At 69.4% G+C, this 23281-nt stretch carries 23 protein-coding genes, 1 tRNA gene and 1 other RNA gene; 13 read left to right on the forward strand and 12 right to left on the reverse strand.

From position 1 onward, the window contains the following. The first annotated feature begins 242 nt into the window (after positions 1 to 242). The 3 genes from AC3IPY_RS07855 to AC3IPY_RS07865 are packed head-to-tail and all read left to right on the forward strand — an operon-like array spanning position 243 to position 1469. Positions 243 to 569, forward strand: a complete 327-nt coding sequence (locus AC3IPY_RS07855) for a TadE/TadG family type IV pilus assembly protein (RefSeq protein WP_489188282.1) — start codon at positions 243 to 245, stop codon at positions 567 to 569. Beyond that, positions 544 to 1029: a TadE family protein gene (locus tag AC3IPY_RS07860; RefSeq protein ID WP_489187837.1), complete on the forward strand. Its 486-nt coding sequence runs from the start codon at positions 544 to 546 to the stop codon at positions 1027 to 1029. Before AC3IPY_RS07855 ends, AC3IPY_RS07860 begins: the two co-directional genes overlap by 26 nt. Next, positions 1026 to 1469, forward strand: a complete 444-nt coding sequence (locus AC3IPY_RS07865) for a pilus assembly protein TadG-related protein (protein ID WP_489187839.1) — start codon at positions 1026 to 1028, stop codon at positions 1467 to 1469. Before AC3IPY_RS07860 ends, AC3IPY_RS07865 begins: the two co-directional genes overlap by 4 nt. On the opposite strand, the gene AC3IPY_RS07870 is transcribed toward AC3IPY_RS07865, so the two are convergent. Continuing rightward, positions 1438 to 2751: an MFS transporter gene (locus AC3IPY_RS07870; RefSeq protein WP_489187841.1), complete on the reverse strand. Its 1314-nt coding sequence runs from the start codon at positions 2749 to 2751 to the stop codon at positions 1438 to 1440. The genes AC3IPY_RS07865 and AC3IPY_RS07870 overlap by 32 nt on opposite strands. Before the next feature lie 81 nt (positions 2752 to 2832). Between AC3IPY_RS07870 and prfB the strand changes: the two genes are divergently transcribed. The 4 genes from prfB (at position 2833) to smpB (ending at position 6742) form a co-directional block, all read left to right on the forward strand. Beyond that, positions 2833 to 3942, forward strand: coding sequence for a peptide chain release factor 2 (gene prfB / locus AC3IPY_RS07875; protein ID WP_489187843.1), 1110 nt, complete (start codon positions 2833 to 2835; stop codon positions 3940 to 3942). Positions 3943 to 4001: 59 nt separating this feature from the next. Beyond that, complete coding sequence (gene ftsE / locus AC3IPY_RS07880; protein WP_489187845.1) at positions 4002 to 5225, forward strand: cell division ATP-binding protein FtsE; 1224 nt, start codon at positions 4002 to 4004, stop codon at positions 5223 to 5225. Continuing rightward, positions 5222 to 6133 (forward strand): permease-like cell division protein FtsX, encoded by a 912-nt coding sequence (gene ftsX, locus AC3IPY_RS07885; RefSeq protein ID WP_489187847.1) that lies wholly within the window; start codon positions 5222 to 5224, stop codon positions 6131 to 6133. Before ftsE ends, ftsX begins: the two co-directional genes overlap by 4 nt. Positions 6134 to 6265: 132 nt before the next feature. After that, positions 6266 to 6742 (forward strand): SsrA-binding protein SmpB, encoded by a 477-nt coding sequence (smpB, locus tag AC3IPY_RS07890; RefSeq protein WP_489187849.1) that lies wholly within the window; start codon positions 6266 to 6268, stop codon positions 6740 to 6742. On the opposite strand, the gene AC3IPY_RS07895 is transcribed toward smpB, so the two are convergent. Continuing rightward, positions 6739 to 7227, reverse strand: coding sequence for a MarR family winged helix-turn-helix transcriptional regulator (locus AC3IPY_RS07895; protein ID WP_489187851.1), 489 nt, complete (start codon positions 7225 to 7227; stop codon positions 6739 to 6741). The two genes, smpB and AC3IPY_RS07895, sit on opposite strands and share 4 nt — an antisense overlap. 76 nt (positions 7228 to 7303) lie before the next feature. Here AC3IPY_RS07895 and AC3IPY_RS07900 point away from each other — a divergent pair, with 76 nt between their 5' ends. Beyond that, complete coding sequence (locus AC3IPY_RS07900) at positions 7304 to 7984, forward strand: NAD(P)H-dependent oxidoreductase (protein WP_489187853.1); 681 nt, start codon at positions 7304 to 7306, stop codon at positions 7982 to 7984. Positions 7985 to 7994: 10 nt separating this feature from the next. Beyond that, on the forward strand, positions 7995 to 8732 hold the full coding sequence (locus AC3IPY_RS07905; RefSeq protein ID WP_489187854.1) for a tyrosine-protein phosphatase: 738 nt from the start codon (positions 7995 to 7997) through the stop codon (positions 8730 to 8732). Between the two features lie 30 nt (positions 8733 to 8762). Here the strand turns inward: AC3IPY_RS07905 and AC3IPY_RS07910 are convergent, their stop codons facing one another. From AC3IPY_RS07910 to AC3IPY_RS07925, 4 genes are all read right to left on the reverse strand, one after another. Next, positions 8763 to 9797 (reverse strand): CE1 family esterase, encoded by a 1035-nt coding sequence (locus tag AC3IPY_RS07910; protein ID WP_489187855.1) that lies wholly within the window; start codon positions 9795 to 9797, stop codon positions 8763 to 8765. A gap of 143 nt (positions 9798 to 9940) precedes the next feature. Further along, complete coding sequence (locus tag AC3IPY_RS07915; RefSeq protein WP_489187857.1) at positions 9941 to 10600, reverse strand: SIMPL domain-containing protein; 660 nt, start codon at positions 10598 to 10600, stop codon at positions 9941 to 9943. Between the two features lie 83 nt (positions 10601 to 10683). Then, the gene (locus AC3IPY_RS07920) at positions 10684 to 11973 is read right to left on the reverse strand and encodes a glycosyltransferase (protein WP_489187859.1); all 1290 of its coding nucleotides are present in this window, start codon (positions 11971 to 11973) and stop codon (positions 10684 to 10686) included. Positions 11974 to 12024: 51 nt separating this feature from the next. Next, the gene (locus AC3IPY_RS07925; protein ID WP_489187860.1) at positions 12025 to 14238 is read right to left on the reverse strand and encodes a glycoside hydrolase domain-containing protein; all 2214 of its coding nucleotides are present in this window, start codon (positions 14236 to 14238) and stop codon (positions 12025 to 12027) included. Between the two features lie 277 nt (positions 14239 to 14515). Here AC3IPY_RS07925 and ssrA point away from each other — a divergent pair. Continuing rightward, positions 14516 to 14885, forward strand: a transfer-messenger RNA (tmRNA) gene (ssrA, locus tag AC3IPY_RS07930). A 66-nt stretch (positions 14886 to 14951) separates the two neighbouring features. Here the strand turns inward: ssrA and AC3IPY_RS07935 are convergent. Together AC3IPY_RS07935 and AC3IPY_RS07940 are read right to left on the reverse strand one after the other, a co-directional pair. Further along, a complete protein-coding gene (locus AC3IPY_RS07935) occupies positions 14952 to 16451 on the reverse strand; it encodes a mannitol dehydrogenase family protein (RefSeq protein ID WP_489187861.1) in 1500 nt (499 codons plus the stop codon). Between the two features lie 51 nt (positions 16452 to 16502). Further along, a complete protein-coding gene (locus tag AC3IPY_RS07940; protein WP_489187862.1) occupies positions 16503 to 17879 on the reverse strand; it encodes an MFS transporter in 1377 nt (458 codons plus the stop codon). Positions 17880 to 18022: 143 nt separating this feature from the next. Between AC3IPY_RS07940 and AC3IPY_RS07945 the strand changes: the two genes are divergently transcribed. Further along, positions 18023 to 18859 (forward strand): DeoR/GlpR family DNA-binding transcription regulator, encoded by an 837-nt coding sequence (locus AC3IPY_RS07945; RefSeq protein ID WP_489187863.1) that lies wholly within the window; start codon positions 18023 to 18025, stop codon positions 18857 to 18859. A gap of 152 nt (positions 18860 to 19011) precedes the next feature. On the opposite strand, the gene AC3IPY_RS07950 is transcribed toward AC3IPY_RS07945, so the two are convergent. After that, positions 19012 to 19929: a LysR family transcriptional regulator gene (locus tag AC3IPY_RS07950; protein WP_489187864.1), complete on the reverse strand. Its 918-nt coding sequence runs from the start codon at positions 19927 to 19929 to the stop codon at positions 19012 to 19014. 81 nt (positions 19930 to 20010) lie between these two features. Between AC3IPY_RS07950 and AC3IPY_RS07955 the strand changes: the two genes are divergently transcribed. Further along, positions 20011 to 20934: a DMT family transporter gene (locus tag AC3IPY_RS07955; RefSeq protein WP_489187866.1), complete on the forward strand. Its 924-nt coding sequence runs from the start codon at positions 20011 to 20013 to the stop codon at positions 20932 to 20934. Between the two features lie 33 nt (positions 20935 to 20967). Here AC3IPY_RS07955 and AC3IPY_RS07960 read toward each other — a convergent pair whose 3' ends face one another. The 3 genes from AC3IPY_RS07960 to AC3IPY_RS07970 are packed head-to-tail and all read right to left on the reverse strand — an operon-like array spanning position 20968 to position 23083. Continuing rightward, positions 20968 to 21222: a DUF1653 domain-containing protein gene (locus tag AC3IPY_RS07960; RefSeq protein ID WP_489187867.1), complete on the reverse strand. Its 255-nt coding sequence runs from the start codon at positions 21220 to 21222 to the stop codon at positions 20968 to 20970. Continuing rightward, positions 21219 to 22172 (reverse strand): LLM class F420-dependent oxidoreductase, encoded by a 954-nt coding sequence (locus tag AC3IPY_RS07965; RefSeq protein WP_489187869.1) that lies wholly within the window; start codon positions 22170 to 22172, stop codon positions 21219 to 21221. Before AC3IPY_RS07965 ends, AC3IPY_RS07960 begins: the two co-directional genes overlap by 4 nt. Then, entirely contained in the window at positions 22169 to 23083 is a 915-nt protein-coding gene (locus AC3IPY_RS07970) for an inositol monophosphatase family protein (protein WP_489187870.1), read from the reverse strand. The genes AC3IPY_RS07965 and AC3IPY_RS07970 overlap by 4 nt, the downstream gene beginning before the upstream one ends. Positions 23084 to 23202: 119 nt before the next feature. Between AC3IPY_RS07970 and AC3IPY_RS07975 the strand changes: the two genes are divergently transcribed. After that, positions 23203 to 23275 (forward strand) — tRNA-Lys (locus AC3IPY_RS07975). Positions 23276 to 23281 lie beyond the last annotated feature (6 nt).

Genomic DNA, 23281 nt, shown 5'->3' on the forward strand with positions numbered 1-23281 from the left:
GACGAGCGGGGCGATGTTCCGGGCTGGGTGCTCATCACGTTGATGACGGCTGGACTCGTCCTTCTGATCTGGGGCCTCGCCGGGCCGGCGCTCGAGGGCGTCTTCGAGCAGGCGATCGATCGGGTCAGCGGCATCTGACGCCCGGCGCCCATCGTGCGATCCTCGGCGCGCTCCGGCGGCGCGGAGCAGATCTGCGCGACGAGCGCGGCTCGGCGGTCGCCGAGTTCACCCTCGTCGGCATCCTGCTCGTCGTCCTCGCGCTCGCCGTCGTGCAACTCGCGCTCGCCCTGCACGTGCGCAACACGCTGCTCGACGCCGCGGCCGAAGGTGCACGATTCGCCTCGCTCGCCGGCGCATCTCCTGAAGACGGTGCCGAACGCACACGAGACCTCATCGGCGCGGCGATCTCTTCGGCCTACGCCGAGGACGTCACCGCGGCGACGGTCTCGATCGGCGGCATGGAGGCTGTCGAGATCACGGTGCGCGCGACGCTCCCCGTCATCGGCCTCATCGGCGTCGCGAACGGACTGGAGGTCGAGGGGCATGCTCCGATCGAAGCAGTGGGCTGAGGTCCGCCGGCTCGCACGCGGTCTCGGGCGTCGCCTGGCCGGCGACGCGGGCTCGGCATCGCTCGAGTTCCTCACGGTCGGCCTCCTCCTGTTCGTGCCGATCGTCTACCTCGTGCTGAGCATGTCCGCCATCCAGGCCGGCGCGTTCGCGGTCGAGGGCGCGGCACGGCACGCGGCCCGGATGTCCGCCGACGGCGGCGGTTCATCGACCCGATCGGCCGCGATCGATCAGGCGGTGCGCGTCATCCTCGACGACTACGGGGTCGATGCCGATTCGGCGGCGGTCACCGTCGCCTGCGAGACGCCTGCCTGCGACCAGGCGGGCGAGCGAGTCACGGTCTCGGTGCGAGCGCGCATCGCCCTCCCGATCGCGCCCGAGATGTTCGGTTCCTCGCTGACGAGCGTTCCGGTCGAGGCGACCGCCACGTCGACCGTGTCGCGATTCGCGGTCGGCCCGTGAGACGCCGCCGGCCGGCGAGCCAGGCCGCCGACGAGCAGGGCTCGACGCTGCTCATCGCGATCTTCCTGTCGGTGCTCGCGATCATGATCGTGCTCGTCGTGGTCGCCTCGTCCTCGCTCTACCTCGAGCGCAAGCGGCTCTTCACCCTGGCCGACGGGGCCGCGCTCGCGGGCGCCGAGGCCTGGAACCTCGACGCGGTCTCCCTCGACGACGGCGCCCTCGATGTCGAACTGCAGTCGGCCGCGGTTCAGGCGGCGGTCGCGGCGTACCTCGGCGCGGCAGATGCCGGCGGGGTCCGGCTGGTCGCGGCCGTCTCCGACGACGGCCGCAGCGCCACGGTGACCCTGCGCAGCGAATGGCACGCACCGATCTCGACGGACCTGCTGCCACTCAGCGTGCCCATCGAGGTCACGACGACGGCGCGCTCGGTGTTCCACTGACCGGCTGCCCGGCCGTGCGGGCGCGGGCGTGCGGCACGTACCTGGGCACGTAGCGCCAGAGGATCGCCGCGCCGATGAAGCCGAGCAGGCCCATCGTCGCGCTCGCGGCCATGATCGACACGGCCGAGGTGATCGCCGCGAGCGCGAGCGGAGCGCCTGCCTGGCCGGCATCCGCGATCGTGCGGAACGCCCCGAGGAAGGGCGCCGGATTCGACTTCGGGGCGAGGTCGGCGCCGAGCGTCAGGATGACACCGCTCGACAGGCCGTTCGCGATGCCGAAGAGCACCGCGATGACGGCGAACCAGAGTTCGGCGCCAGGCACGTCGTGCGTGAAGGCGAGCACGAGGTGGCCGATGCCGAGCCCGAGCAGGCCCGGGATCGCGCTCCAGAGGCGCCCGAAGCGGTCCATGACCTGGCCGCTCACGTAGAAGAGCGCGAAGTCGATCGACGCTGAGACGCCGATGATGAGTGCCGCGGCCTCGGGGGCCATGCCGATCGACACGGCCCAGAGCGGCAGGATCACCATGCGGCTCGCCCGCAGCGCGGCGAGCAACCCGACCCCGGTGCCGATGCGGGCGAGCACGCCGCGGTGCGTCACGATCGCACGGAACACGCCGTGGGACGCGGCATCCGCTTCCGGTGACGGTGCTGCCGAATCGATGACCGGCACGGCTGCGGCGCGCGCCTCGCGGGCCGTGCCGAAGACCCGCTCGGGGTCGGGCAGCACGAGCAGCACGACCACGACGACGAGGCACGCCGCGACGAGCACCCAGAGCACGGGCTCGCTCGAGCCCGTCGTGGCCAGGAGCGCCGCGGCGATGAACGGTCCGACGGCCCAACCGGCGCGGAACACCCCCGCGAGCGTCGAGAGCGCGCGGGCGCGCACCGGCTCGGGCACGTAGCTCGTGAGGAACGCGTGCCGGGCGAGCCCGAACACGGCGGTCGCGAGCCCGACGAGCAGCACGCCGATGCCGAGCGCCGGAAGCGTGGGGGAGACGAGCGCGACGAGCACCCCGATCACGGCGAGCACGGACGCCCCGATCATCGACAGCCGTTCGCCGATGCGGGCCACGAGCCATCCGGCAGGCAGGTCGCCGATGAGCTCGCCGACCATGATCATCGCGGCGATGAGCCCGGCCAGCGCGATGGAGGCGCCGCGGTCGGTCGCGACGACCGGGATGACGGGGATGATCGCGCCCTCGCCGATGGAGAAGAGCAGGGTCGGCAGGTAGGCCGGGAGGATGATCGAGCGCCAGGTGAACGGGGTCGTGGTCGAGGTCATCGCCTTCGACGCTACACCTGCACCGCGCGCGCCCCCACCTCGGCGGCGGGCGCAGCCTCGCGCGACTAGGCTGGGGGAGCCATGTTGGATCTTGACCTCACGCAGGAGATCGCCGCGCTGCGCTCCACCTTCCGCGACATCAGCGCCGTCATCGACGTCGAAGCCCTCGAGGCCGACATCGTCCGACTGTCCGAAGAGGCCGGCAAGCCCGACCTCTGGGACGACACGACGAACGCGCAGAAGGTGACGAGCGCGCTCAGTCATCGTCAGTCCGAGCTCGCCCGGGTGAAGAGCATCGACTCGCGCCTCGACGACCTCGAGGTGCTCATCGAGCTCGCCAACGAGATGGGCGACGAAGACTCCGCGGCCGAGGCGCGCACCGAGCTCGTGGCGCTGCAGAAGACCATCGGCGACCTCGAGGTGCAGATCCTCCTCGACGGCGAGTGGGACGACCGGCCCGCCGTCATCACGATCCGCGCGGGCGCCGGCGGCGTCGACGCCGCAGACTTCGCCGAGATGCTCATGCGCATGTACCTGCGCTGGGCCGAGCAGCACAACTACAAGGCGACCGTCATGGACACGAGCTACGCCGAAGAGGCGGGCATCAAGTCCGCGACGTTCGAGATCGACGCGCCCTACGCGTTCGGCACGCTCAGCGTCGAGGCGGGCACGCACCGCCTGGTGCGCATGAGCCCGTTCGGTGCGGCCGGCAAGCGGCAGACGAGCTTCGCCGCCGTCGAGGTCATCCCGCTCATGGAAGAGGCCCAAGAGGTCGAGATCCCCGAGAACGACATCCGCGTCGACGTCTTCCGCTCGAGCGGCCCAGGCGGCCAGTCGGTCAACACGACCGACTCGGCGGTTCGCCTGACGCACCTTCCGACCGGCCTCGTCGTCTCGATGCAGAACGAGAAGTCGCAGATCCAGAACCGTGCTGCCGCCATGCGCGTGCTGCAGGCGCGTCTGCTGCTGCTCCAGAAGGAGCAGGAGGCGGCCCAGAAGAAGGAGCTGGCGGGCAACATCACCGCGAGCTGGGGAGACCAGATGCGCTCCTACGTGCTCGCGCCGTACCAGATGGTGAAAGACCTGCGCACCGAATACGAGGAGGGCAACCCCTCGAAGGTGTTCGACGGCGAGATCGACGGCTTCATCGCCGCGGGCATCAAGTGGCGCAAGCGCAAGATCGAAGAGTAGTTGGGGCAAATGCGAGTCGCTGAGCGTCACCGCGACTTCGGTGTCTAGGCTCGAACGCGATGATCCGCTTCGACTCCGTCACCAAGACCTACCCCGGGCAGGCGAAGCCCGCGCTGAACGAGATCGGCGTGGAGATCCTCCGCGGCGAGTTCGTGTTCCTCGTGGGCGCCTCCGGCTCCGGCAAATCCAGCTTCCTGCGACTGATCCTCAAGGAGGAGAAGCCGTCGAAGGGCACGATCCACGTGCTCGGGCAGAACCTCGGCCAGATCTCCAGCCGCAAGGTGCCCTACTTCCGCCGCGACCTCGGCGTCGTGTTCCAGGACTTCCGACTGCTCAACGACAAGTCCGTCTACGAGAACGTGGCGTTCACGTTGCGCGTCATCGGCAAGTCCCGCGGATACATCCACTCCGCCGTGCCCGAGACGTTGAAGCTCGTCGGGCTCGACGGCAAGGGCAAGCGCATGCCGCACGAGCTGTCGGGCGGTGAGCAGCAGCGCGTCGCGATCGCGCGCGCCATCGTGAACAAGCCGCAGATCCTGCTCGCCGACGAACCGACGGGCAACCTCGACCCGGTCACGAGCGCGGGCATCATGACCCTGCTCGAGCGCATCAACGCGGGCGGCACGACCGTGGTGATGGCCACGCATGAGGCCGGCATCGTCGACGAGATGCGCAAGCGCGTGATCGAGCTCTCCGCCGGCGACATCGTGCGCGACGAGCGATCGGCCGGGTACGGCACGGTCACCGGCACGCTGCCGGAAGACGAGGACCTCGCCGCGGCAGAGGCGCAGGAGCGGGCGGATGTGGCCGAGGCCGCCTCGGCGACCGCCGTCGCGACCGCGGCGGCCGGAAAGCCGAAGCGCGAGCCCAGGTCCAAGGCGAAGCGCGAGGTGCGGCCTGCCGAGGCCACGGCGATGCGCGAGGCGCAGCCCGCCGAGTCCACGGCGCCGGTCACGGCCGCCGCGCCGAAGGTCACGCCCGAGATGATGGCGCACAGCCAGCCCCTCTACGTCGAGCCGGAGGCATCCGACGCGGTCACCGATGCCGCGGCCGAGATCACGGCCGCGGCCACGGCGTCGATCGAGATCCCGAGGGGGTCGAGCGCCACCGACGGCGACCCGGCCGACGCCGACGGCACCGACGAGGCAGCTGACGGCGACGAGTCGACCGATGCCGCGGCCGATGCCAAGGCGCACCTGACCCTCGCCGAGCGATTGGGGCTTCGCGCCCCCGGCGGGCCGCGCGAAGGCGACGACGACCAGGAAGTGGGTCCGACGCGATGAGGTTCGGACTCGTGCTCGCCGAGGCGGGCAACGGCCTTCGCCGGAACATCACGATGGTCATCTCCGTCGTGCTCGTGACGTTCATCTCGCTGACCTTCGTCGGCACTGCCGCGCTGCTGCAGTTGCAGATCGGCCAGATGAAGAACTACTGGTACGAGCGCGCCCAGGTGGCGGTCTACCTCTGCACCGGCCTCTCGTCGACGGCGGGCTGCGCCGACGGCGAGGCGACGCCCGAGCAGAAGGACGCGATCGAGGCGCAGCTGAACTCCGACACGCTCGCGCCGTACATCGACGAGTTCTACTTCGAGGACCACGACCAGGCCTACGAGAACTTCCAGAAGCAGTTCGAGGGCACGCCCGCCGCCGACTACGTGACGCCCGAGGTGCTCAACGAGACGTTCTGGGTGAACCTCGTCGACCCGTCGCAGTCCGACGTGCTCGTCGAGTCGCTCGCCGGCATGCCGGGCGTCGAGGGGGTGGTCGACCAGCGTCGCTACCTCGACCAGATCTTCGACGCGCTGAACGCCGCGAGCTACACGGCCATCGCGGTGGCCGCGGTCATGCTTGTCGCGGCCGCGCTCCTGATCGCCACGACGATCCGGCTGTCGGCCTTCTCGCGTCGACGCGAGCTCGGCATCATGCGCCTCGTCGGGGCATCGAACCGGTTCATCCAGACGCCGTTCGTGCTCGAAGGGGTGTTCGCCGGACTCATCGGATCGTTGCTGGCCGGCGGCGCGGTGGTCGCGATCGTGCACTTCTTCGTGCAGGGCTATCTCGCCGACAACCTCTCGTTCACGTTCGTCGACATCGGCGACGCCCTGCTCGTGGTGCCGCTGCTCGTCGTCGTCGGCGTGCTGCTCGCCGCGGTCTCGGCCGGAATCGCGATCACGAGGTACCTGCGGGTCTGAGCTGCGCGTGTGGCCCGCGCGTCGGCGCCCGCCCCGAGTGCACTAGAGTGAAAGGCTGCTCCGGATGCCCCGGGGCATCCGCGGTTCGCAATCAGAGCGATCCGCAGCGAAGCAGAACAGAAGGAGTGCGCCGTGCCCAGGGAACGCGGTCAGAAGGTGGTGGCGACCAACCGCAAGGCGCGCCACGACTACACGATCGAGGACACCTACGAGGCCGGCATCGTGCTCACGGGCACCGAGGTGAAGTCGTTGCGCGAGGGTCGTGCGTCGCTCGTCGACGGGTACGCGTTCATCGACGGCGGCGAGATGTGGCTCGACGCGGTGCACATCCCCGAGTACACCGAGGGCACGTGGAACAACCACGCGCCGCGGCGCAAGCGCAAGCTCCTGCTGCACAAGCAGGAGATCGTGAAGATCAGCCACCGCACCTCGCAGGGCGGGTACACGCTCGTGCCACTGCAGATCTACTTCGCCGACGGGCGCGCGAAGGTCGAGATCGCGGTCGCCAAGGGCAAGCGCGAGTACGACAAGCGCCAGGCCCTGCGCGAGAAGCAGGACAAGCGCGAGGCCGCCCGCGCGATCTCGAGCCGCCGCAACCTCGGCGACTAGGGTTCGCGCACCGGGTCGGCCGGCGTGCCGTACATGCTTGCGGGCGAACCTCCCAACCCTTCCACGAATCGGCTGAGCGTGCGGACGGTGGCCCGGAGGTCTTCCGCGTCGAGTCCCGAGAAGGCGGCGAGTTGCGACCGAGCGAGCAGTCGGTCGCCGAGGCGCACGATGTCGGTGCCCTCCGGCGTGAGTTCGGCGACCTTCTCGCGTCGTGAGATCGGCGAGACCGAGGTCGTGAGGAGCCCCGCGTTCTGGGCATTCTCGATCTGTCGACTGACGGTGCCCTTGGTGAGGCCGAGATAGTCGGCGACGGTCTGCTGGTTGAAGGCGCCCGGTCGCGCGTCGATCACGCTCAGGACCAGGAACTGCGCGAGCGAGACGCCGATGCCCTCACGGAAGAGCTCCTCACCGGCGCGGTCCATCAGTGCGGCGCTCTTGCGCACGAGGAACCAGAAGTTCGCGATCTCGGCATCGGTGACGTCCATCGCATCATCGTACCAAATGGTTTGACAGCCAACCGTTGCGTATGCAACGGTTGAGCATCAAACCAAAGGAGAAATCATGAGGGTCGCGCTCATCATCGATCACCCCTACACGCTCGCGTCGAGCGAGGATGTGCCGCATCGACGCAGCTTCACGGCCGCCGTCGCAGTCGCCGCCATCCGCGGACTCGAGGCCGCGGGGCACGAGGTCGACGTGATGGATCTCGTCGCCGACGGCTTCGACCCCGTCATGCGCCGCGAAGACCTGGTCGCCTGGCGGCTGGCTTCGACGGCCGATGCGCTGGCCGAGGACTACCAGCGGCGGGTCATGGCGGCCGAGCACCTCGTGTTCGTCTTCCCCATCTGGTGGGAGGCGATGCCGGCCGCGACGAAGGGCTTCCTCGACAAGGTGCTCACGAAGGGCGTCGTGTTCAGCGAGGACCCCGCGGCCAAGGGCAACCCGTTCACGAATCTCCTCACTCGGCTGACCGGGGTGAGCGTGCTCACCGTGATGACCACGCCGCATGCCGCCTACCGATGGTGGTTCGGCAACCCGGTGATCAAGATCATGTTCAAGGGCACCTTCGGCAAGATCGGCGTGCGCAATCTCTCGTGGACGAACTTCGACCGGGTCTCCGAGCGGTCCGCGAGCGAACGGGCGAAGCTGCTGGCCGAGACGGAGCTTCGCTTCTCACGCCTCGCGGTGCCTGCGAAGACCTCTGAGCGGGCTCCCAGCCGCCGACTCGCGAGGGCGAGGTAGGCTCGACGCGATGGAGACCTCGACGCGCATTCCGGTTCCCGGCACCTACAACTTCCGCGACGTCGGCGGGCTCTCCGCGAGCGCCGGCACGGTGCGCGACGGCGTGCTCTTCCGCTCCGACGGGCTCTACCGCATCGGTGCAGACGGCCGGGCGAAGCTGCAGCAGCTGGGCGTCGGCATCATCATCGACCTCCGCGACGAGCAGGAGGCCGAGCGCATGCCCGACGATCTCGAGGGGCTCGACCTCGAGGTGCTGCGCCTGCCCGTCTTCGAGGGGTCCGGCGCGTCGCAGGGTGCCGCCGGCATCTCGCTCGAGGCGCTCTACGAGCGCATCGTCACGATGCACGCGTCAGTGGTCGTGAGCGCCGTTCGCGAGATCTCGAGCGCGGGCGAACGTGCCGTCGTCGTGCACTGCACGGCCGGAAAGGACCGCACGGGCGTCGTCGTCGCGCTGACGCTGCTCGCGGTCGGGGTCGACCGCGAGCAGGTCATCGAGGACTACGCGCGCACCGAGGCGAACCTCGCCGGAGAGTGGCTCGAAGAGATGATCGAGCTCATCGGCCGCTACGGCGTGCCCGACACTCCCGCGCTCCGCACGCTCATGGGCGGCAGCCCGCGTGAGGCGATCGAGGGTGTCATCGAGACGATCGAGCGCTCGCACGGGTCGACGCGCGAGTACCTGCTCGAGTCCGGCCTGACGCTCGCCGAACTGTCGGCCCTCGAGACGCTGCTCGTACGGGCCGACTGACGGCACCGGCGAGGGCGTCGTCGTCGCACATCAGCCCAGTCCGAGGAAGAACTCCACGGCCGCCAGCGGTCCGTCGAGGTCCTGCGTCGTGCCGCCCATGATGCGCGGCTGCGAGTAGACCGGATTCGGCACGACATGCCCGCCGCCCTCGACGGTGTAGAGCACGACCGGCGCATCCGAACCCGCACCGTAGACGGTCTCGGTCACGTCGCTGTCGTCGGTCTCGACGCCGTTCGCGACCTTCACCGGAGCGGTTGCAGTGGTGACGCCGTTGCGCTCGGCCCAGAGCCGCGCGGAATCGGCGGCCGAGTCGACCATGCCGAGGTCGCTGCCGAAGGCGCTCGCCTTGCCGCCCTCGAACGGGTTGATGGGGTCGGCGGTGCCGAGCACGAACATCGCCGGCTCGGGGGTGCCCGAATCGGCGCAGGCGAAGTTCTCGGGCTGCGGCAGCGCGGCCGCGAACGCGGCGAAGCCGGCGACGAGATCCGGGCGTTCGGCGCCGAGGCGCATCGAGAAGTGCCCGCCGTTCGAGAGACCGGTCGCGAACACGCGCGAGGGGTCGATGCCGAAGTCGTCGGCGGCCTGGACGACCATGGCCTCGGTGAACGCCAGGTCGTCGATGTCGTCGATGCGCGCCGGGTAGGGCGTCGAGGTGCGGCAGTCGTGCCAGGTCTTCTCGTAGCCGTCGGGGTAGACCATCACGAAGCCGCGCTCGATCGCGAGTTCGTCGAAGCGGTAGCCGGTGACGGTGCGCATCTGGTCGCCGTTCGAGTTCGAGCCGTGGAAGGCGAACACGAGCGGGGCATTCGCGGGCAGGTCGTCGGGCACCACCACGGTGTAGGTGCGCTCGAGCCCGTCGACGGTGATCGTGCGGTGCTCGATGCTCGCGGCCAGCTCGGGTTCGGCCGGCGTCGGGGTGTAGAGGAACCATCCGGCGAGGGCGCCCACGACGAGCGCGAGGCCCCCGACGATCGAGCCGGCGATGATGAGCCCTCGTCGCAGTCGCGAGCGCTTGCGGGGCTTGGGGGAGTGATCGGCGGCCATGGGGGTGGCGTGCGTGACCATGCTGCTCCTTTGCAGTGTCGGGCGTGCGTATCGGGCGTGCGGTGTCGATGGTGCGCCGATCACAATACCAAACGTCGCAAGGTTTTAGGACACGCTCGTGACACGCTCAGCGTGCGGTCAGGACGAGCCCAGGATGCCCTTCGTCAGGCGACTTCCGCCGCGAAGCGCGCCTCGACGGATGCCTCGATCACGAGGTCCTGCGGCGCGAATTCGGTCGGCGCCCCGCCGCTCGAATCGGCCACGGATCGCATCATCATGACCTTGGGCGCGGTGGCGGGGATCGCGGTGAGCAGGCCGTGGTCGGCGAGCTCGATCGCGACCGGTTCGCCCAGCCCCAGTGCCGACGCGTAGACGCGGGCCTTCGCGACGGCGTCGGCGACGGCCGCCCGTTGCGCGGACTCCTGCACGCGCGAGCGCGTGGCATCCGTCAGCCGCCACTGCACGCCGCCCACGGTGAGGTCGGCCGACCCGGTTGCGTCGCCGACCCACTCGCCGAGGCGCACGAGGTCGCGGAAGACGACCTCGACGTCGGCGCTCGCCTGGTGCACCAGGGGGAGCAGCTTGCCGTCGGCGTTCCAAGGGCGATGCGACCACGCGCGCAACTGGTCGGACGACCAGGTCTCGAGGGCGCCGGATGCCTCGAGCTCGCGCACCTCGACGAGCAGACGCGCGTGCGCGGCACGGGTACGAGCGGCGATCTCGTCACGGTCGGGGCCCGACGCGCCCGCCGAGAGCGAGACGGCGGCGAGTTCGGGCGGGACCCGGTGCTCGGCGTGGCCGGAGACGGAGATCGTGGTCGGCATGGTGGCCTCTCGTCGGGGTGCGTGGTCGCGCCCAGCCTAGGCCGCGGAACCGACATCCGGCCTGCGAGCCTCGGTCGGTGCCCTCAGGCCGGCATGCGCGCCGGCAGCACCCCCGCCCCGTCGAAGAGCCGCTCGAAGACGATGCCGCGGTCGAACTGCATGGCGTAGGCGCGCGCCGCAGCTGCTCGTTCCGCCCGCTCGCCGGGCGAGAGCGCGATCGCGGCGTCGATCGCGGCGGCGATCGCGTCGGGGTCCTCGACGGGCACGATCGCGGCGTGGTCGCCGACGGCCTCGATGATGCCGCCGGTGTCGGTCGTGATGACCGCGCCGCCGCCCGCGAGCATCTGCTCGGCCAGGGCGATGCCGAACGTCTCGACGAACTCCGGCCGTGGCTTGCTCGGCAGCACGTACGTGGCGCAGCCGGCCATGAGGTACGGCTTCTCCGCGTCGTCGACGTCGTCGAGGAAGCGGATCCGGTCGGCGAGCGGCGACCGCGCCGCGAGCTCCCGCAACGCCCGTTCCTCGGGCCCGCGGCCGACGATCACGAGCTGCAGTGCGTGCCGGGCCGCCGAGCGTTCGTAGCCCGCGATCAGGTCGTCGACGCCCTTCGCCTTGGTGAGCCTGGAGAGGAAGAGTACGTACCCGTCGCGCTCGAGGCCGCGCATCGCGAGGGTCGCCTCGATCACGGCCGGGTCCAGGTCGAGGTATGCGGAGGTGTCGATGGCGGGGTAGGAGATCGCGATGCGGGCGCGGCACTGCTCGGCGAACTGCGTTCCGTGCACGGCGTCGATCTCGGCCGCCGACGACACGATGAGATCCCGTGTGTACTCCGAGACGGCCACGCAGTGGTCCTGCGAGAGGTAGCTCGAGAGCACGTGGGCGGCGGCACCGAAGCGCCCCTCCTCGACGCAGGAACGCACGACGTTCGTGACATCCGATCCCACTGCCTCGGCGATCGTCGTCACGTTGACCGGGAGCCCCGTGTTCCAGGCGGCCCGCACGGCATCGGCGACCGCGATCGTGTGCGGACTGAGGTAGAGCGAGAGGCAGACCGTGGGCACCCCGTCAGTGAAGAGCTCGATGAGCCGGCCCGTGATGCCCGCGAGGTAGCGCCCATCGGGCACCTTGTAGTCGCCGACGGGGTCGGGCCGCTCGACGAGGATGCCCTCGCTGTAGGGGAGCATCGTGTCGAGCGGCTTGAGGGGGAGGCCGGTCGCCTCGAGGCGGTCGATCGGCCAGGTGATGATGCGCACCTCGTCGAACCCTCGGAGGCGGGCGGCCTCGGCGAGGTTGCGTCCCTCGACTGAGTGGCCGCAGATCACGGGATCGGCGCGATTGACGATCACGAGACGGTTGCGCGGGATGGTGTTCATGATGCCTCCTCGATTCGAGCGGTCGGAGTTGCGGAGTCGGGTGTCGGGGAGTCAGGTGCTGGGTGCCGAGGAGGGCGGGCGGGCGGTCCGCCCCCAGTCGCCGGGTTCTGGTCCGAGCTCGATGAGCAGTCGGCCGCCGCGGTGCAGCTCGCCGCCGCGAAGCCAGGTGCGCTCGAGCGGGTCTCCGTTCAGGCTCGCGGACTGCACGTACTGCGGCGGGCCTCCGGCCTGCGGCTCGACGAAGCCGCGCGTCGCGATCGTGAGATCGCCGTCGCCCAGGCGGAGTTCGCTCTCAGCGAACGAGGGTGCGTTCACGAGGAACAGGTTCTGACCGGCCACCGGGAACAGCCCGAGCGAGGCCCACACGTACCAGGAGCTGAGCCCGCCCGAGTCGTCGTTGCCGGGCAATCCGCCACGACCGACGCCGAACTGCTGGTGCACGGCGTCGTGCACCACCTCGGCGGTGCGGTCGGGGCGCCCGGTGTAGTGGTAGGCCCACGGGGCCTCCATGTCGGGTTCGTTGTTCAGGCCCTCGAAGCGGCCGAGCGCGTAACCCGCGGCGATCTCGTCGATGCCCGGGCGGATGCCCGGCTGCCGCACCGGGTCCGCGCCGTAGCCGAAGAACGCGTCGAGCATCGAGGTGAACGCCTCGTCGCCGCCGGCCAGGTCGATGCGGCCGCGCATGTCGTGCAGCAGCCGGAACGAGTAGTTGTGCTTGCTGCCCTCGTAGAACGTCGAGTCGTGCAGGAGGCCCGTCGTCTCGTCGAAGGCGTTGCGCCAGCGGGTCGCCAGCTCGGTGAACTGCTGGGTGAGCGCGCGGTCTCCGACCCGCTCGGCGACCTTCGCCGTGCACCAGTAGCCGTAGGCGAGATCGAGCGTGTGGCTGATGGGATGCGCCACGCCACGCAGCAGGAAGTCCTCGCCGTACGTGCGCCTGAGGTCCGCGTTCATGTTCACGAGCGCCCAGTCCCAGTCGATGCCGGGCAGCCCGAGCTGGCAGAGGTCGGCGAGGAAGGTCTGCGCGAGCGCGCTGCCCTGCCGGGAGAACCGGTCGCTGCCGCGCGCCATGCGGTAGCCGATGGGGAAGTTGCCCTCCTCCTCGCAGATGGTGAGCAGGGCCGAGCCGAGTTCGACCGCGCGGTCGGGCATGAGCGCGGTGATGAGCGGCAACTGGGTGCGGTAGATGTCCCACATCGTCGACAGGTCGAACACGAACGGCCCATCGGTCGGCCAGAACGGGCTCTCATCGGGCGCCAGGCACGGCTTGATGAGCGAGTGGTAGAGCGCCGTCGAGAACACCGTGTCGCGGTCGGTGCTGGGCGTGTCGACCGTGATCGCCTTGAGCTGCCGGCGCCACGCCTTGCGTGTGCGCTCGCGTCGCGCCGAGAACTTCGGCGCCCCCTCGCCGCAATCGGCGCGCAGGTTCGCCTTCGCCTGTTCGACTCCGCGCAGGGAGAACCCGATGCGGACCTCGACCGACTGCCCGGGCTCGCTCGGGCCCGCCCACATGAGCCCGAACGGTCGCAGGGTCGTCGGGCGGATGTGGTCGAACGCGAGTCGCGTGCCGCCCGGCATCAACCGACGGTCGTACCAGAGCATCTGGCGCCACGAATGCGCATCGCATTCGATGTAGACCGCCAGGGGAGTGCCCTCGACGACGATCTCGCCCTGGGCGATGCCCGGCCCGATCGACTCGAGTCGTGCGCGCAGCGGAATGGTCTCGCCGTACGGGATGCCGAGGCCGCCGAGCGAGAAGTCGATGACGATGCGCGCGCTGCGATGCCGGGGGAACGTGTACCGGTGCACCGCCGACTTCGGCCCGACCGTGAGCTCGGCGCGGATGCCGTTCTCGAGCGTCGCGCCGTAGAACCCGGGCTCCGCGGTCTCCTCGCCGATCTCCCACTGCCGGCCGAGCTCGTCGAGGGGCTCGATCATGGGCGTCACGCGGAAGTAGTTGTAGTACTTGCGGATCGCACCGGTGCCCGATTGCTGGAAATGCGTGAATCCGGATGCCACGGGCCGGTCGTGGATGCTCGTGGGCACGCCCTCGGTGCCGAGGTCGTAGCGGCCGTACCCCGTCGGATAGGCGCCGGAATAGGCGCACGCCGAGACCATGCCGAGCGGATACGTGGCGCCCGGATGCGTGTTGCCGACCTGCGGCTTCGGCCACCACCAGGTGGCCGCCAGCCCCGTGGGCGGCGGAAGGTCGGTGACCTCGGTGCCGATGAACGGATCGACGCGGCGGATCACCGGGCGTGGCCCCATCGCGTGCGCATCGTGCTCATGCAGGGACGCTACGGGCTCGGCGCCCGCGGTGGGTTACGGTCGCGTGAACGATGGCGGGCGCGTGGTGGCGTCGGCCCGCGGCATCCGCTCGGGGCAGGGATGCGGCATCCGCTGGTGATGTCGGTCGAGAGGGAATGACAGCGGGCCCGCGCTGTTGTAGTCTGTAAGGCCGCCTGATCTTCGAGATCGTGCGGATTGGAAACTCCACAGCGTGTGACAACGGCTCGCCGAACCGGTACGACCGGGCGGTGTTCATGGGGATGATCGGTTTCGACATCGTCTGCGAACCCACGAGAAGCGGGCCGAGGATCCAGGGTTATCTCGTAAACGATCTCTGGAAACCAATAACTGCCAATAAGTCGCAGTCTGACTTCGCCCTCGCTGCTTAAGCGAGCTCGATAGTCCGTCAGCCCGGGTTCGTTCCCGCCCCGGTCGCTGGCGTCATTTAGGGAACTCGCTGTACGTCGTCGCCTGAGCGCCGTACGGGACTTCACTCGGGCTGGGCCTGTCGACTTGGGTGCCTGTGGCAAAGGTCGGGGCCGAGTAGAACGCTTGCACAGGATGCGCCCGGAGAAGGCGTGGAATCACAGCGATGGACGGGGGTTCAATTCCCCCCATCTCCACCATCGGCCGTTGTCGCACGTTGTGGAATCTCAGCGAGAGGCCGTCCTTCGGGGCGGCCTCTCGTCGTGTCACCCGGCTTGGCGAGCAAGTCCGGCCCGCAGCCCCAGGATCGTCTCGAGCGTGGCGCGTGATCCGCTTTCATGCAGCGAGCGCAGTGCGCGAACGTACGGTTCGGTGAAGCGCGGGTCATCGACGACATCGCCGAAGAGCTCCCGGTCTGCGATGAACGCGGTCGGTTCCGACGGGTACCGCGCGGCGGCGGAGGTGAGGCGATCCTCGAGCCGGTCGACGATGGCGATGGGACCGCCGTGCTCGTCGATCCCCTCGGCGTACCGAGCCCAGCTCGCGACGATGGCGGCCGAGAGCTCGACGGAGCGATCCGAGGCCAGGTTCTCGCGCACGACGGGCATGAGCCATTTCGGGATCCGATCGGAGCTCTCCGCGCACAGGCGGGCGACGGTGTCGGCGACGTACCCGTTGGTGAAGCGCTCGATCAGGCGATGCTTGTACGCGTCGAGATCGACGCCGGGAAGGGGTGCGAGGGTCGGGGTCGCTTCTTCGTCCATGTACCTCAGCAGGAAGCGGGAGATCAGGGGGTCGCCGACGGCGTCGTGAACGACACGGTACCCGGCGAGGTATCCGAAGTAGCACAGGCCTTGATGACTGGCGTTCAGCAGGCGCAGCTTCATGAGCTCATGCGGTTCGACATCGTCGACGATCTGCACGCCGACGCGCTCGAATGGCGGGCGTCCGGCGGTGAAGGAGTCCTCGAGGACCCACTGCGTGAAGTCTTCGCAGACGACGGGCCAGCCGTCTTCGATGCCGTACCGGGCGGCGACGTCGGCGCGGTCGGCGTCGGTGGTGGCGGGGGTGATCCGGTCGACCATCGAGTTCGGGAACGCGACGTGCTCGTCCATCCAGTCGGCCAGGGTCGGGTCGAAGGCACGCGCGTAGGCGGTGAAGCTGCGCCGGGCCATGTTGCCATTCCCCTGGACGTTGTCGCAGCTCATCACCGTGAACGGTGCGATGCCGCGGTCGCGTCGGAGCCGGAGAGCGGCGACCACGAGGCCGAATACGGTTCCTGGACGGTCGGGATGAGCGAGATCCGCTTGCACGTCCGGGTTGTCCAGGTCGAACGCGCCGCTCACCTGGTGGAAGTTGTAGCCGCCTTCGGTGATGGTCAGCGACACGATCCGCACATTCGGATCGGCCAGGCGTCCGACGGCGGCGGCCGGGTCGTCAGGGGCGAAGACGTAGTCGATGATCGAGCCGATCACGCGTACGTCACGTGTGCCGTCGGGGTTCTTCACCACGAGCGTGTACAGACCGTCGGAGGCGGTGAGCAGGTCGCGCATGCGTTCGTCGGATGGCAGGACTCCGAGGCCGACGATGCCCCAGTCGTGGGCGAGACCGTCGTTCATGAGACGGTCCAGGTACATCGCCTGATGTGCTCGGTGGAAACCGCCGACTCCGATGTGCACGATGCCAGCGGTCACCGAGTCACGGTCATAGGCGGGCCGCTGCATCTCGGCGGGCAGCGTGGTGAGGTGGGCGTTGTCGAGTTCCATGATCGTCATCTCTTTCATCGGGGATTGCGGATGTGTTGCGTCGGGTTGCGCCTATGAATCGACCGCGCCTGCCGCGAGGGAGGCGGTGGCGGAGCGGGACGGCCGCCGGTCGATACCAGGCTGGGTGCCGCGGAGGAAGGCGGACATCACGGCGGCCACGAGGTAGAGGACCGAGAACAGCAGGACGAGCCCGAAGGCGCCGAGCGGCACGTAGAGCACGGCGACCAGCAGCGGTCCGACGAACACGGCCGCTCCGATGCCGAGGTTGTAGGCGCTCATCGCGGCACCCGGGTGAGCGGGTGCGAGCGACACCGCGATCGCCGAGAGCGGGACGAACCCGGCCAATCCGATGCCGAACACCGCGCCGCACAGCAGCGTGAGCGGGTATGCGGAATCCCAGCCATGCGACGTCGCGAAATCGGGAACCACGTACAGCGAGAGCATCGACACCGCGCACAGTGCGGCTCCGAACCACACCACGGTCCGGCTCCAGCCGATGCGATCGCCCAGCCAGCCGAAGAAGAGGTTGAACGGGATGTTCACGGCGTAGATCACGGTGGTGAGCAGCAGGAAGTGCCCGACGGACCAGCCGAATCGGTCCACGAACAGTGCCGGGAAGAAGATCGCCATCCCATACGTGGGAACCGAGTTGATGGTGCGGGTCAGCATCACGAGCAGCGACTTGGGCCTGGTCATCAGCAGTCGCAGCCCGAAGGTGAGCGTCCCGAAGACCTGCCCGGCGTCGTCCACGAGTGGGTGGCGTCCCGTTCGGTCGGTCACGCCGAGGAACGCCGCGGCGCTGCCGACGATCACGAGCCCGAGTGACACCCAAAGGGTCTGGTAGTAGCTCAACTGGAAGATGTTCAGGCTCGCGGACGCCAGCAGCGCCCCCAGAGTCGGCAGCCCGGCAGTGAATGCGACGTAGAACCAGCCGATGGCCCGCGCCATCCGCTCCGCCTGCGTGGTCGCTCCGATCCACACGAGGAACCCGTACGCGAAGAATAGATACCCGACCCCGCGCAGGCCGTACAGGACGAACACCAGGACTGGATCGGTCCCGTTCAGGGCGACCAGGAGGAACAGCACCTCGAAGACGATCCAGGTGACGGCGCCGATGATCATCACCCGCCGAGGACCCCACAGATCGGACAGCGCCGCCGAGAAGAATGCCGCGATGGCGACCACCACCCCGTAGACCGTCACGAGCGTGCCGACCCGTTCGTTCGAGAAGCCGTGGTCGTCGACGAGGAAGGGCGCGAGGATGTTGGTCTCGACACCGTCGCCGATCATGAACAGTGCCAAGCCGACGAATCCCCAGATGAGATGGCGGGGCAGGCCGAGACGATCGAGCACCCCTTCGGAAGGCGATGCCGACGGGTCGCGGCCGTCGTGGGATATGTTCGCGGGCTGGTTCGTGTGAACGGGCATGTGTGCGTCCTCGCACCCAGGGGATCTGCATCCATCGCCGATCCATGTAACGGTTAACGTAACAGACGTATCCATAATGTCACACAAGGATCTCAAAGATCCCAATCCTCTGGTATCAGCACGGCTAGGTGTAACATCGAGGTGTGAGCAACGCAGCCACTCCTGACGACGGCATCGACCCGGCCGGACTGTCCGCACCACGTGCGAGGTCGGCCGGGGTCCGGCAGGAGCGCATCCTCGACTTCGCCGAGACCCGTCCGCAGGTACGGGTGGAGGAGCTCGTCGTGATGCTCGGAGTGAGTCGGATGACCGTGCATCGCGACCTCGCCTCCCTCGTCGAGCGGGGCCTCGTCGAGCGCGTTCGGGGCGGCATCCGTCGAGTCGCCCCGCGACTGACCGAGACCGACTTCCAGTTGCGTCGGTCGGTTCGCACCACGACGAAGAGAGCCCTCGCCGCGCGCGCGGCCGCACTCGTCTCCGACGGTGACATCCTCGCCCTCGACGACTCCTCCACCGTGTCGGAGATGATCGATCCGCTCGCCTCCCGACTCGACCTCACGGTCGTGACGCATTCGCTGTTCCTGATGCGCGCGATCAGCGAGCGTCGGCTGAACGCGGCGCTCATCGGCCTCGGCGGCGACTACTACCCCGAGACGGATTCGTTTCTCGGGCACGGTGTCGCTCAGCAGGCTGCCGAACTCCGCGCGGACCTGGTCTTCGTCACCTCCACGGCGTTGCGCGGCGGTCAGCTGTACCACCCCGACTACGAGGCCGGCATGACCAAACGCGTGCTGCTGGGCATCGCCGACCGCAAGGTCCTCCTGCTCGACGCCACTCGCTTCACCGGGCAGGGGCTCTATCAGGTCGCTCCGCTGTCGGAATTCCAGGACATCGTCGTGGACTCGGCTGCCGGCTCCGAGCACATCGAGGCGTTCCGCGATCAGACCGACGCCGTTCTGCACGTCGTCGACGTCCCCTGAGTGCCGGCGCGGTGGTCGATCACGCCTGGATGGTCTTCGGGTACGAGCGCTGTGCTCGTCGATGACTCTTCTCCGCACCGGCGATTCTCGCGGTCGGTGCTGCGTTCGGCTCATCAGCTCGGAGTGACGTCGTCGTCCTTGTTCGCACCGGTTCAGGTCATCGGTGCGGATGCCTCGTGCAGCAGTTGCCGGGCGCGTTGCGCAGCGGGGTTGTGGAGCATCGACCGCTTGACGCGGAGCATGATGCGGCGACGCACGCCCGCATCGCGGATCGTGGTCATCGTGGTGCCTGGCGGCAGGCAGATGGCGCCGAGCCGCGGCAGAACCGTGATGCCCACGCCGTGCGCGACGTAGTCGAACGCACTCGTGTAGTCGGGGGCCTGCAGGCGGAACCGCGGCACGAAGCCGGCCGCCGCGCAGCCGGAGATCACGATCTCGCGGCAGGGGCCACGGCTGAAGTCGTTGTCGACCCAGGGCTCGGCGGCGAGCTCGTCGAGGCCGACCGACTCGCGACCAGCGAACCGATGCCCCTCGGGCAGCACCGCCACGTAGTCCTCGGTGCGGAGCTCCTCGAGGTCGTAGGCGTCGCTCGTGCCGTCGGCGACGGCCGGGTCGCGGTCGCCGCGCACGGACTCGGCGACGTAGAGCTCGAGGTCTGGATCGCCGGTGAGCTGGCCGCGCACCTCGATCATCGAGAGCTCGAGCCGCAGTTGGGGGAACTCGCGGGTGAGCGCCGCGACGACCCGGGGCATCCACGCGCGGTTGGCAGACATGAAGGTGCCGATGCGCAGCGTGCCCGTGCGCCCCGTGCGCAGGTCGTCGACGGCGCCGTCGAAGTCGGCGAGGTGATCGAGCACGCGCGTCGCGCGCTCGGCGACCGCGATGCCCGCGGCCGTCGCGACGATGCCGCGGCCGCGTCGCTCGACGAGCGTCAGCCCGGTCTCGCGCTGCAGGGCGCTGACCTGCTGGCTCACGGCGGAGGCCGTGTACCCCAGCCGGGCGGCCGCCCGATTGATGGATCCCGTCTGCACGACGGTGCGGAACACCTGGAGTCGCTGCGGATCGACCATGATGCAATCGTACAGTTCTGCTTACGCAATGCCAATGATCGTTCGCTTGTGCTGACGTGATGCGGGCGTCAGGCTCGAGGAATGACGACCGCTGCGACGCCCACCGCCCAGGATTCCACGCGTGCTCCGAAGCCGGTCGCCGGCTGGCGGGTGCTCGCGGCCATGTCCGTGGTGCTCGTGCTCTGGGCCTCGGCGTTCATCGCGATCCGGTTCGTCGGCGACGCCATCTCGCCGGGGCCGCTCGCGCTCGGCCGACAACTGGTCGGCACGGCCGCGCTCGTGGTCGTCGCCCTGATCCGCCGGCCGCCGCTGCCGCGCGGGCGCACCCTCGCACTCGTCGCGCTCTACGGCGTGCTCTGGTTCGCCGGCTACACGCTCGTGCTGAATCTCGCCGAGCGCCACCTCGACGCCGGCACCGCGGCGATGCTCGTGAACATCGCGCCCCTGCTGGTGGCGCTCGCTGCCGGGGCGTTCCTCCGCGAGGGCTTCCCGCGGTCGCTCATGATCGGCATGCTCATCGCCTTCGTCGGCGTCGTGATCATCGCCACCGGCGGCATCGGTGCGCACAGCGACCCGCTCGGCATCGCCCTCGGCATCCTCGCCGCCGTGCTCTACGCGCTCGGCGTGCTCGTGCAGAAGGTCGCACTGCGCACCGCCGACGCGCTGAGCGCCACCTGGGTGGGCTGCGCCATCGGCGCCGCGGTGCTGCTGCCGTTCCTGCCGCAGGCGGTCGCCGAAGTGGGCGGCGCGCCCGCACCCGCGGTCTGGGCCATGGTCTACCTCGGCGTGTTCCCGTCGGCGGTGGCCTTCCTGCTGTGGGCCTACGTGCTCCAGCGCAGCCCCGCGGGCGTCACCGCCTCGGCGACGCTCGCCGTGCCCGCCATCGTCGTGCTGCTCTCCTGGCTGCTGCTCGGCGAGTTACCGACCCTGCTCGGCATGATCGGCGGGGCGCTCTGCCTCATCGGAGTCGCGATGAGTCGCCGGTCGGCGAAGGCGCGACGCTGAGCCCGAGCGGATGCCGCGACCGGGCGTCGCCGGTCAGGCCGGGTCGATGCGCCTGAACCGCGGCACCTCGACGCCGTCGACCTCGACCTGCCCGGCGAACATCTCGAGGGGGCGGATCCAGACGCCCCGCTCCCCGTAGAGGGCGCGGTAGACCACGAACCACTCCTCGGTCTCGGAGTGACGCGCGAGCTCGAGCACCTCGTACCGGTTGCCCTTGTAGTGCTCGTGGAGCCCGGGTGCGATGCCGAGTGCGTCGCCCGGTGCCCCGTTCGGCGTGATCTCGGTCATGCGCGCCCGGCGAGGTGGGGGAGCACCGCGGTGCCGAGCAGTTCGACATGTTCGAGGTCGCGCTGGTCGACCGTCTGCAGGTAGACGCGATCTGCGCCGAGCTCGCGAAGGCGCTCGATCTTCTCGATCGCGGCCTCCGGCGTGCCGGCGACGTTCACGTCGGCGAATGTGTCGGGGTCCGCGTCGATCGCGGCGAGGCGGCGCAGGTAGGTCGCGTCGTCGGTCGCCACGACCGCAGGCAGGGCCACCGAGAGCTTGAGGGTCGCGGGGTCGCGGTCGATCGCCTCGCATGCGCGGCGCACGCCGTCGAACTTCGCGACGATGTCGTCTTCGCCCCGGAATCCGAGGTTGAACTCGGTCGCGTACCGCGCGGCCAGCGCCGGCGTGCGCCTCGGGCCGCCACCGCCGACGATCACCGGCACGGGCCGCTGCACCGGACGGGGGAGCGCGGGTGAACCCTCGAGCGTGTAGTGCTCGCCCGAGAAGTCGAAACTCTCGTCGTCGGCGGTGCCCCAGAGTCCGGTGACGATCGCGAGCTGCTCCTCGAGCATGCCGAATCGCTTCTCGGGGAACGGGATTCCGTACGCCCGATGCTCTTCGGCGAACCATCCGGTGCCGAGGCCCAGCTCTGCGCGGCCACCCGACATCTGGTCGACCTGCGCGACCTGGATCGCGAGGATGCCGGGCACGCGGTACGTGACCGAGGAGACGAGCGTGCCGAGGCGGATGCGACGCGTCTCGCGAGCGAGCCCGGCGAGAGTGGTCCAGGCATCGGTCGGGCCCGGCAGCGGGTCGCCGCCGCCCATGCGCAGGTAGTGGTCGGAGCGGAACCAGCCGTCGAACCCGAACCGCTCGGTCGCCTGCGCGTGGGCGAGCTGCTCGTCGTAGCTCGCGCCCTGCTGCGGTTCGGTGAAGAGGCAGACCTCGAACGACGGGCGGGCGGCGGTCATGCGCGCGCCCGGTCGTCGGGAGCGGATGTCGCGGCGCCGGCGATCGTGGCCAGCACGGCCTCGTGCAGCAGGCCGTTCGTCGCGAGCGCCGAGCCGTGGGCGTGGCCCGACGCGCCGTCGATCGAGGTGAACCTGCCCCCGGCCTCCTCGACGATCGGCACGAGCGCGGCGAGGTCGTACTCCTTCACGTCGAACTCGCCGACGATGTCGACGAGCCCCTCGGCGAGCAGCATGTACGACCAGAGGTCGCCGTACGCCCGGTCGCGCCAGACGGCCTCGCCGAGCGCGAGCAGGGCCGGCAGTCGGCCGGCATCGCGCCACTGCGCGATGCTCTGGAAGCTCAGCGAGGCGTCGGCGAGGTCGGTCACCCCCGACACGCGGATGCGTCGGGCGGGTGCGGCGGCCTCGGGGTCCGCGGGTGCGACGTCGTCGTTCGAGGGGCGGGCGGTCGTGGCATCCGGAAGGTTCGTCCACGCGCCGTGCCCGCGGGCGGCCCACCAGCGGCGACCGAACGTCGGCATCGAGGCCACCCCGACCACCGGAACGCCGTCGATCGCGAGCGCGATGAGCGCGCCCCACACGGGAACTCCGCGGAGGAAGTTCGACGTGCCGTCGATCGGGTCGACGATCCACTGCCGGGAGCCGCGGTCATCACGGCCGTACTCCTCGCCGAGGATGCCGTCGGCCGGGCGCGCCTCGGCGAGCCGGTCGCGCAGTGCGCGTTCCACGGCCAGATCGGATTCCGTCACGAACGTGCGATCGGGTTTCGTCGCGATCTCGAGGTCGGCGGAGCGGAAGCGTTCGAGCGCGATGCGGTCGGCCAGATCGGCGAGCTCGAGCGCGAGCGCCAGATCGTCGTGATGTGCGTGGTCCTGGTGGGTGCTCTCGCGAGGCGATGGGTCGACGGTCACACGCTTCAGGCTATCGTTCGAACCGTCGGCATTTCATTGTCGGCCTCGATTCGCGCAACGCGTTCTCTCCTGCTAACGTTGTCTCTCGGCCCGAGGTGATGAAAATCTCCGGGGGCCACGCACCTCTAGCTCAATTGGCAGAGCAACTGACTCTTAATCAGTGGGTTCTGGGTTCAAGTCCCAGGGGGTGCACGATCA

The sequence above is a fragment of the Agromyces sp. GL_144 genome (genome assembly GCF_057834305.1).

What these genes read in the sequence shown, in the direction of transcription:
- AC3IPY_RS07955 (WP_489187866.1), top strand. Translation starts at nt 20,011, where the DNA reads ATGACGACCGCTGCGACGCCCACCGCCCAGGATTCCACGCGTGCTCCG.
- AC3IPY_RS07950 (WP_489187864.1), bottom strand. Translation starts at nt 19,929, where the DNA reads ATGGTCGATCCGCAGCGACTCCAGGTGTTCCGCACCGTCGTGCAGACG.
- AC3IPY_RS07905 (WP_489187854.1), top strand. Translation starts at nt 7,995, where the DNA reads ATGGAGACCTCGACGCGCATTCCGGTTCCCGGCACCTACAACTTCCGC.
- AC3IPY_RS07925 (WP_489187860.1), bottom strand. Translation starts at nt 14,238, where the DNA reads ATGGGGCCACGCCCGGTGATCCGCCGCGTCGATCCGTTCATCGGCACC.
- AC3IPY_RS07935 (WP_489187861.1), bottom strand. Translation starts at nt 16,451, where the DNA reads ATGGAACTCGACAACGCCCACCTCACCACGCTGCCCGCCGAGATGCAG.
- ftsX (WP_489187847.1), top strand. Translation starts at nt 5,222, where the DNA reads ATGAGGTTCGGACTCGTGCTCGCCGAGGCGGGCAACGGCCTTCGCCGG.
- AC3IPY_RS07900 (WP_489187853.1), top strand. Translation starts at nt 7,304, where the DNA reads ATGAGGGTCGCGCTCATCATCGATCACCCCTACACGCTCGCGTCGAGC.
- AC3IPY_RS07940 (WP_489187862.1), bottom strand. Translation starts at nt 17,879, where the DNA reads ATGCCCGTTCACACGAACCAGCCCGCGAACATATCCCACGACGGCCGC.
- AC3IPY_RS07915 (WP_489187857.1), bottom strand. Translation starts at nt 10,600, where the DNA reads ATGCCGACCACGATCTCCGTCTCCGGCCACGCCGAGCACCGGGTCCCG.
- AC3IPY_RS07960 (WP_489187867.1), bottom strand. Translation starts at nt 21,222, where the DNA reads ATGACCGAGATCACGCCGAACGGGGCACCGGGCGACGCACTCGGCATC.
- prfB (WP_489187843.1), top strand. Translation starts at nt 2,833, where the DNA reads ATGTTGGATCTTGACCTCACGCAGGAGATCGCCGCGCTGCGCTCCACC.
- AC3IPY_RS07965 (WP_489187869.1), bottom strand. Translation starts at nt 22,172, where the DNA reads ATGACCGCCGCCCGCCCGTCGTTCGAGGTCTGCCTCTTCACCGAACCG.
- AC3IPY_RS07870 (WP_489187841.1), bottom strand. Translation starts at nt 2,751, where the DNA reads ATGACCTCGACCACGACCCCGTTCACCTGGCGCTCGATCATCCTCCCG.
- AC3IPY_RS07895 (WP_489187851.1), bottom strand. Translation starts at nt 7,227, where the DNA reads ATGGACGTCACCGATGCCGAGATCGCGAACTTCTGGTTCCTCGTGCGC.
- AC3IPY_RS07860 (WP_489187837.1), top strand. Translation starts at nt 544, where the DNA reads ATGCTCCGATCGAAGCAGTGGGCTGAGGTCCGCCGGCTCGCACGCGGT.
- ftsE (WP_489187845.1), top strand. Translation starts at nt 4,002, where the DNA reads ATGATCCGCTTCGACTCCGTCACCAAGACCTACCCCGGGCAGGCGAAG.
- AC3IPY_RS07920 (WP_489187859.1), bottom strand. Translation starts at nt 11,973, where the DNA reads ATGAACACCATCCCGCGCAACCGTCTCGTGATCGTCAATCGCGCCGAT.
- AC3IPY_RS07910 (WP_489187855.1), bottom strand. Translation starts at nt 9,797, where the DNA reads ATGGTCACGCACGCCACCCCCATGGCCGCCGATCACTCCCCCAAGCCC.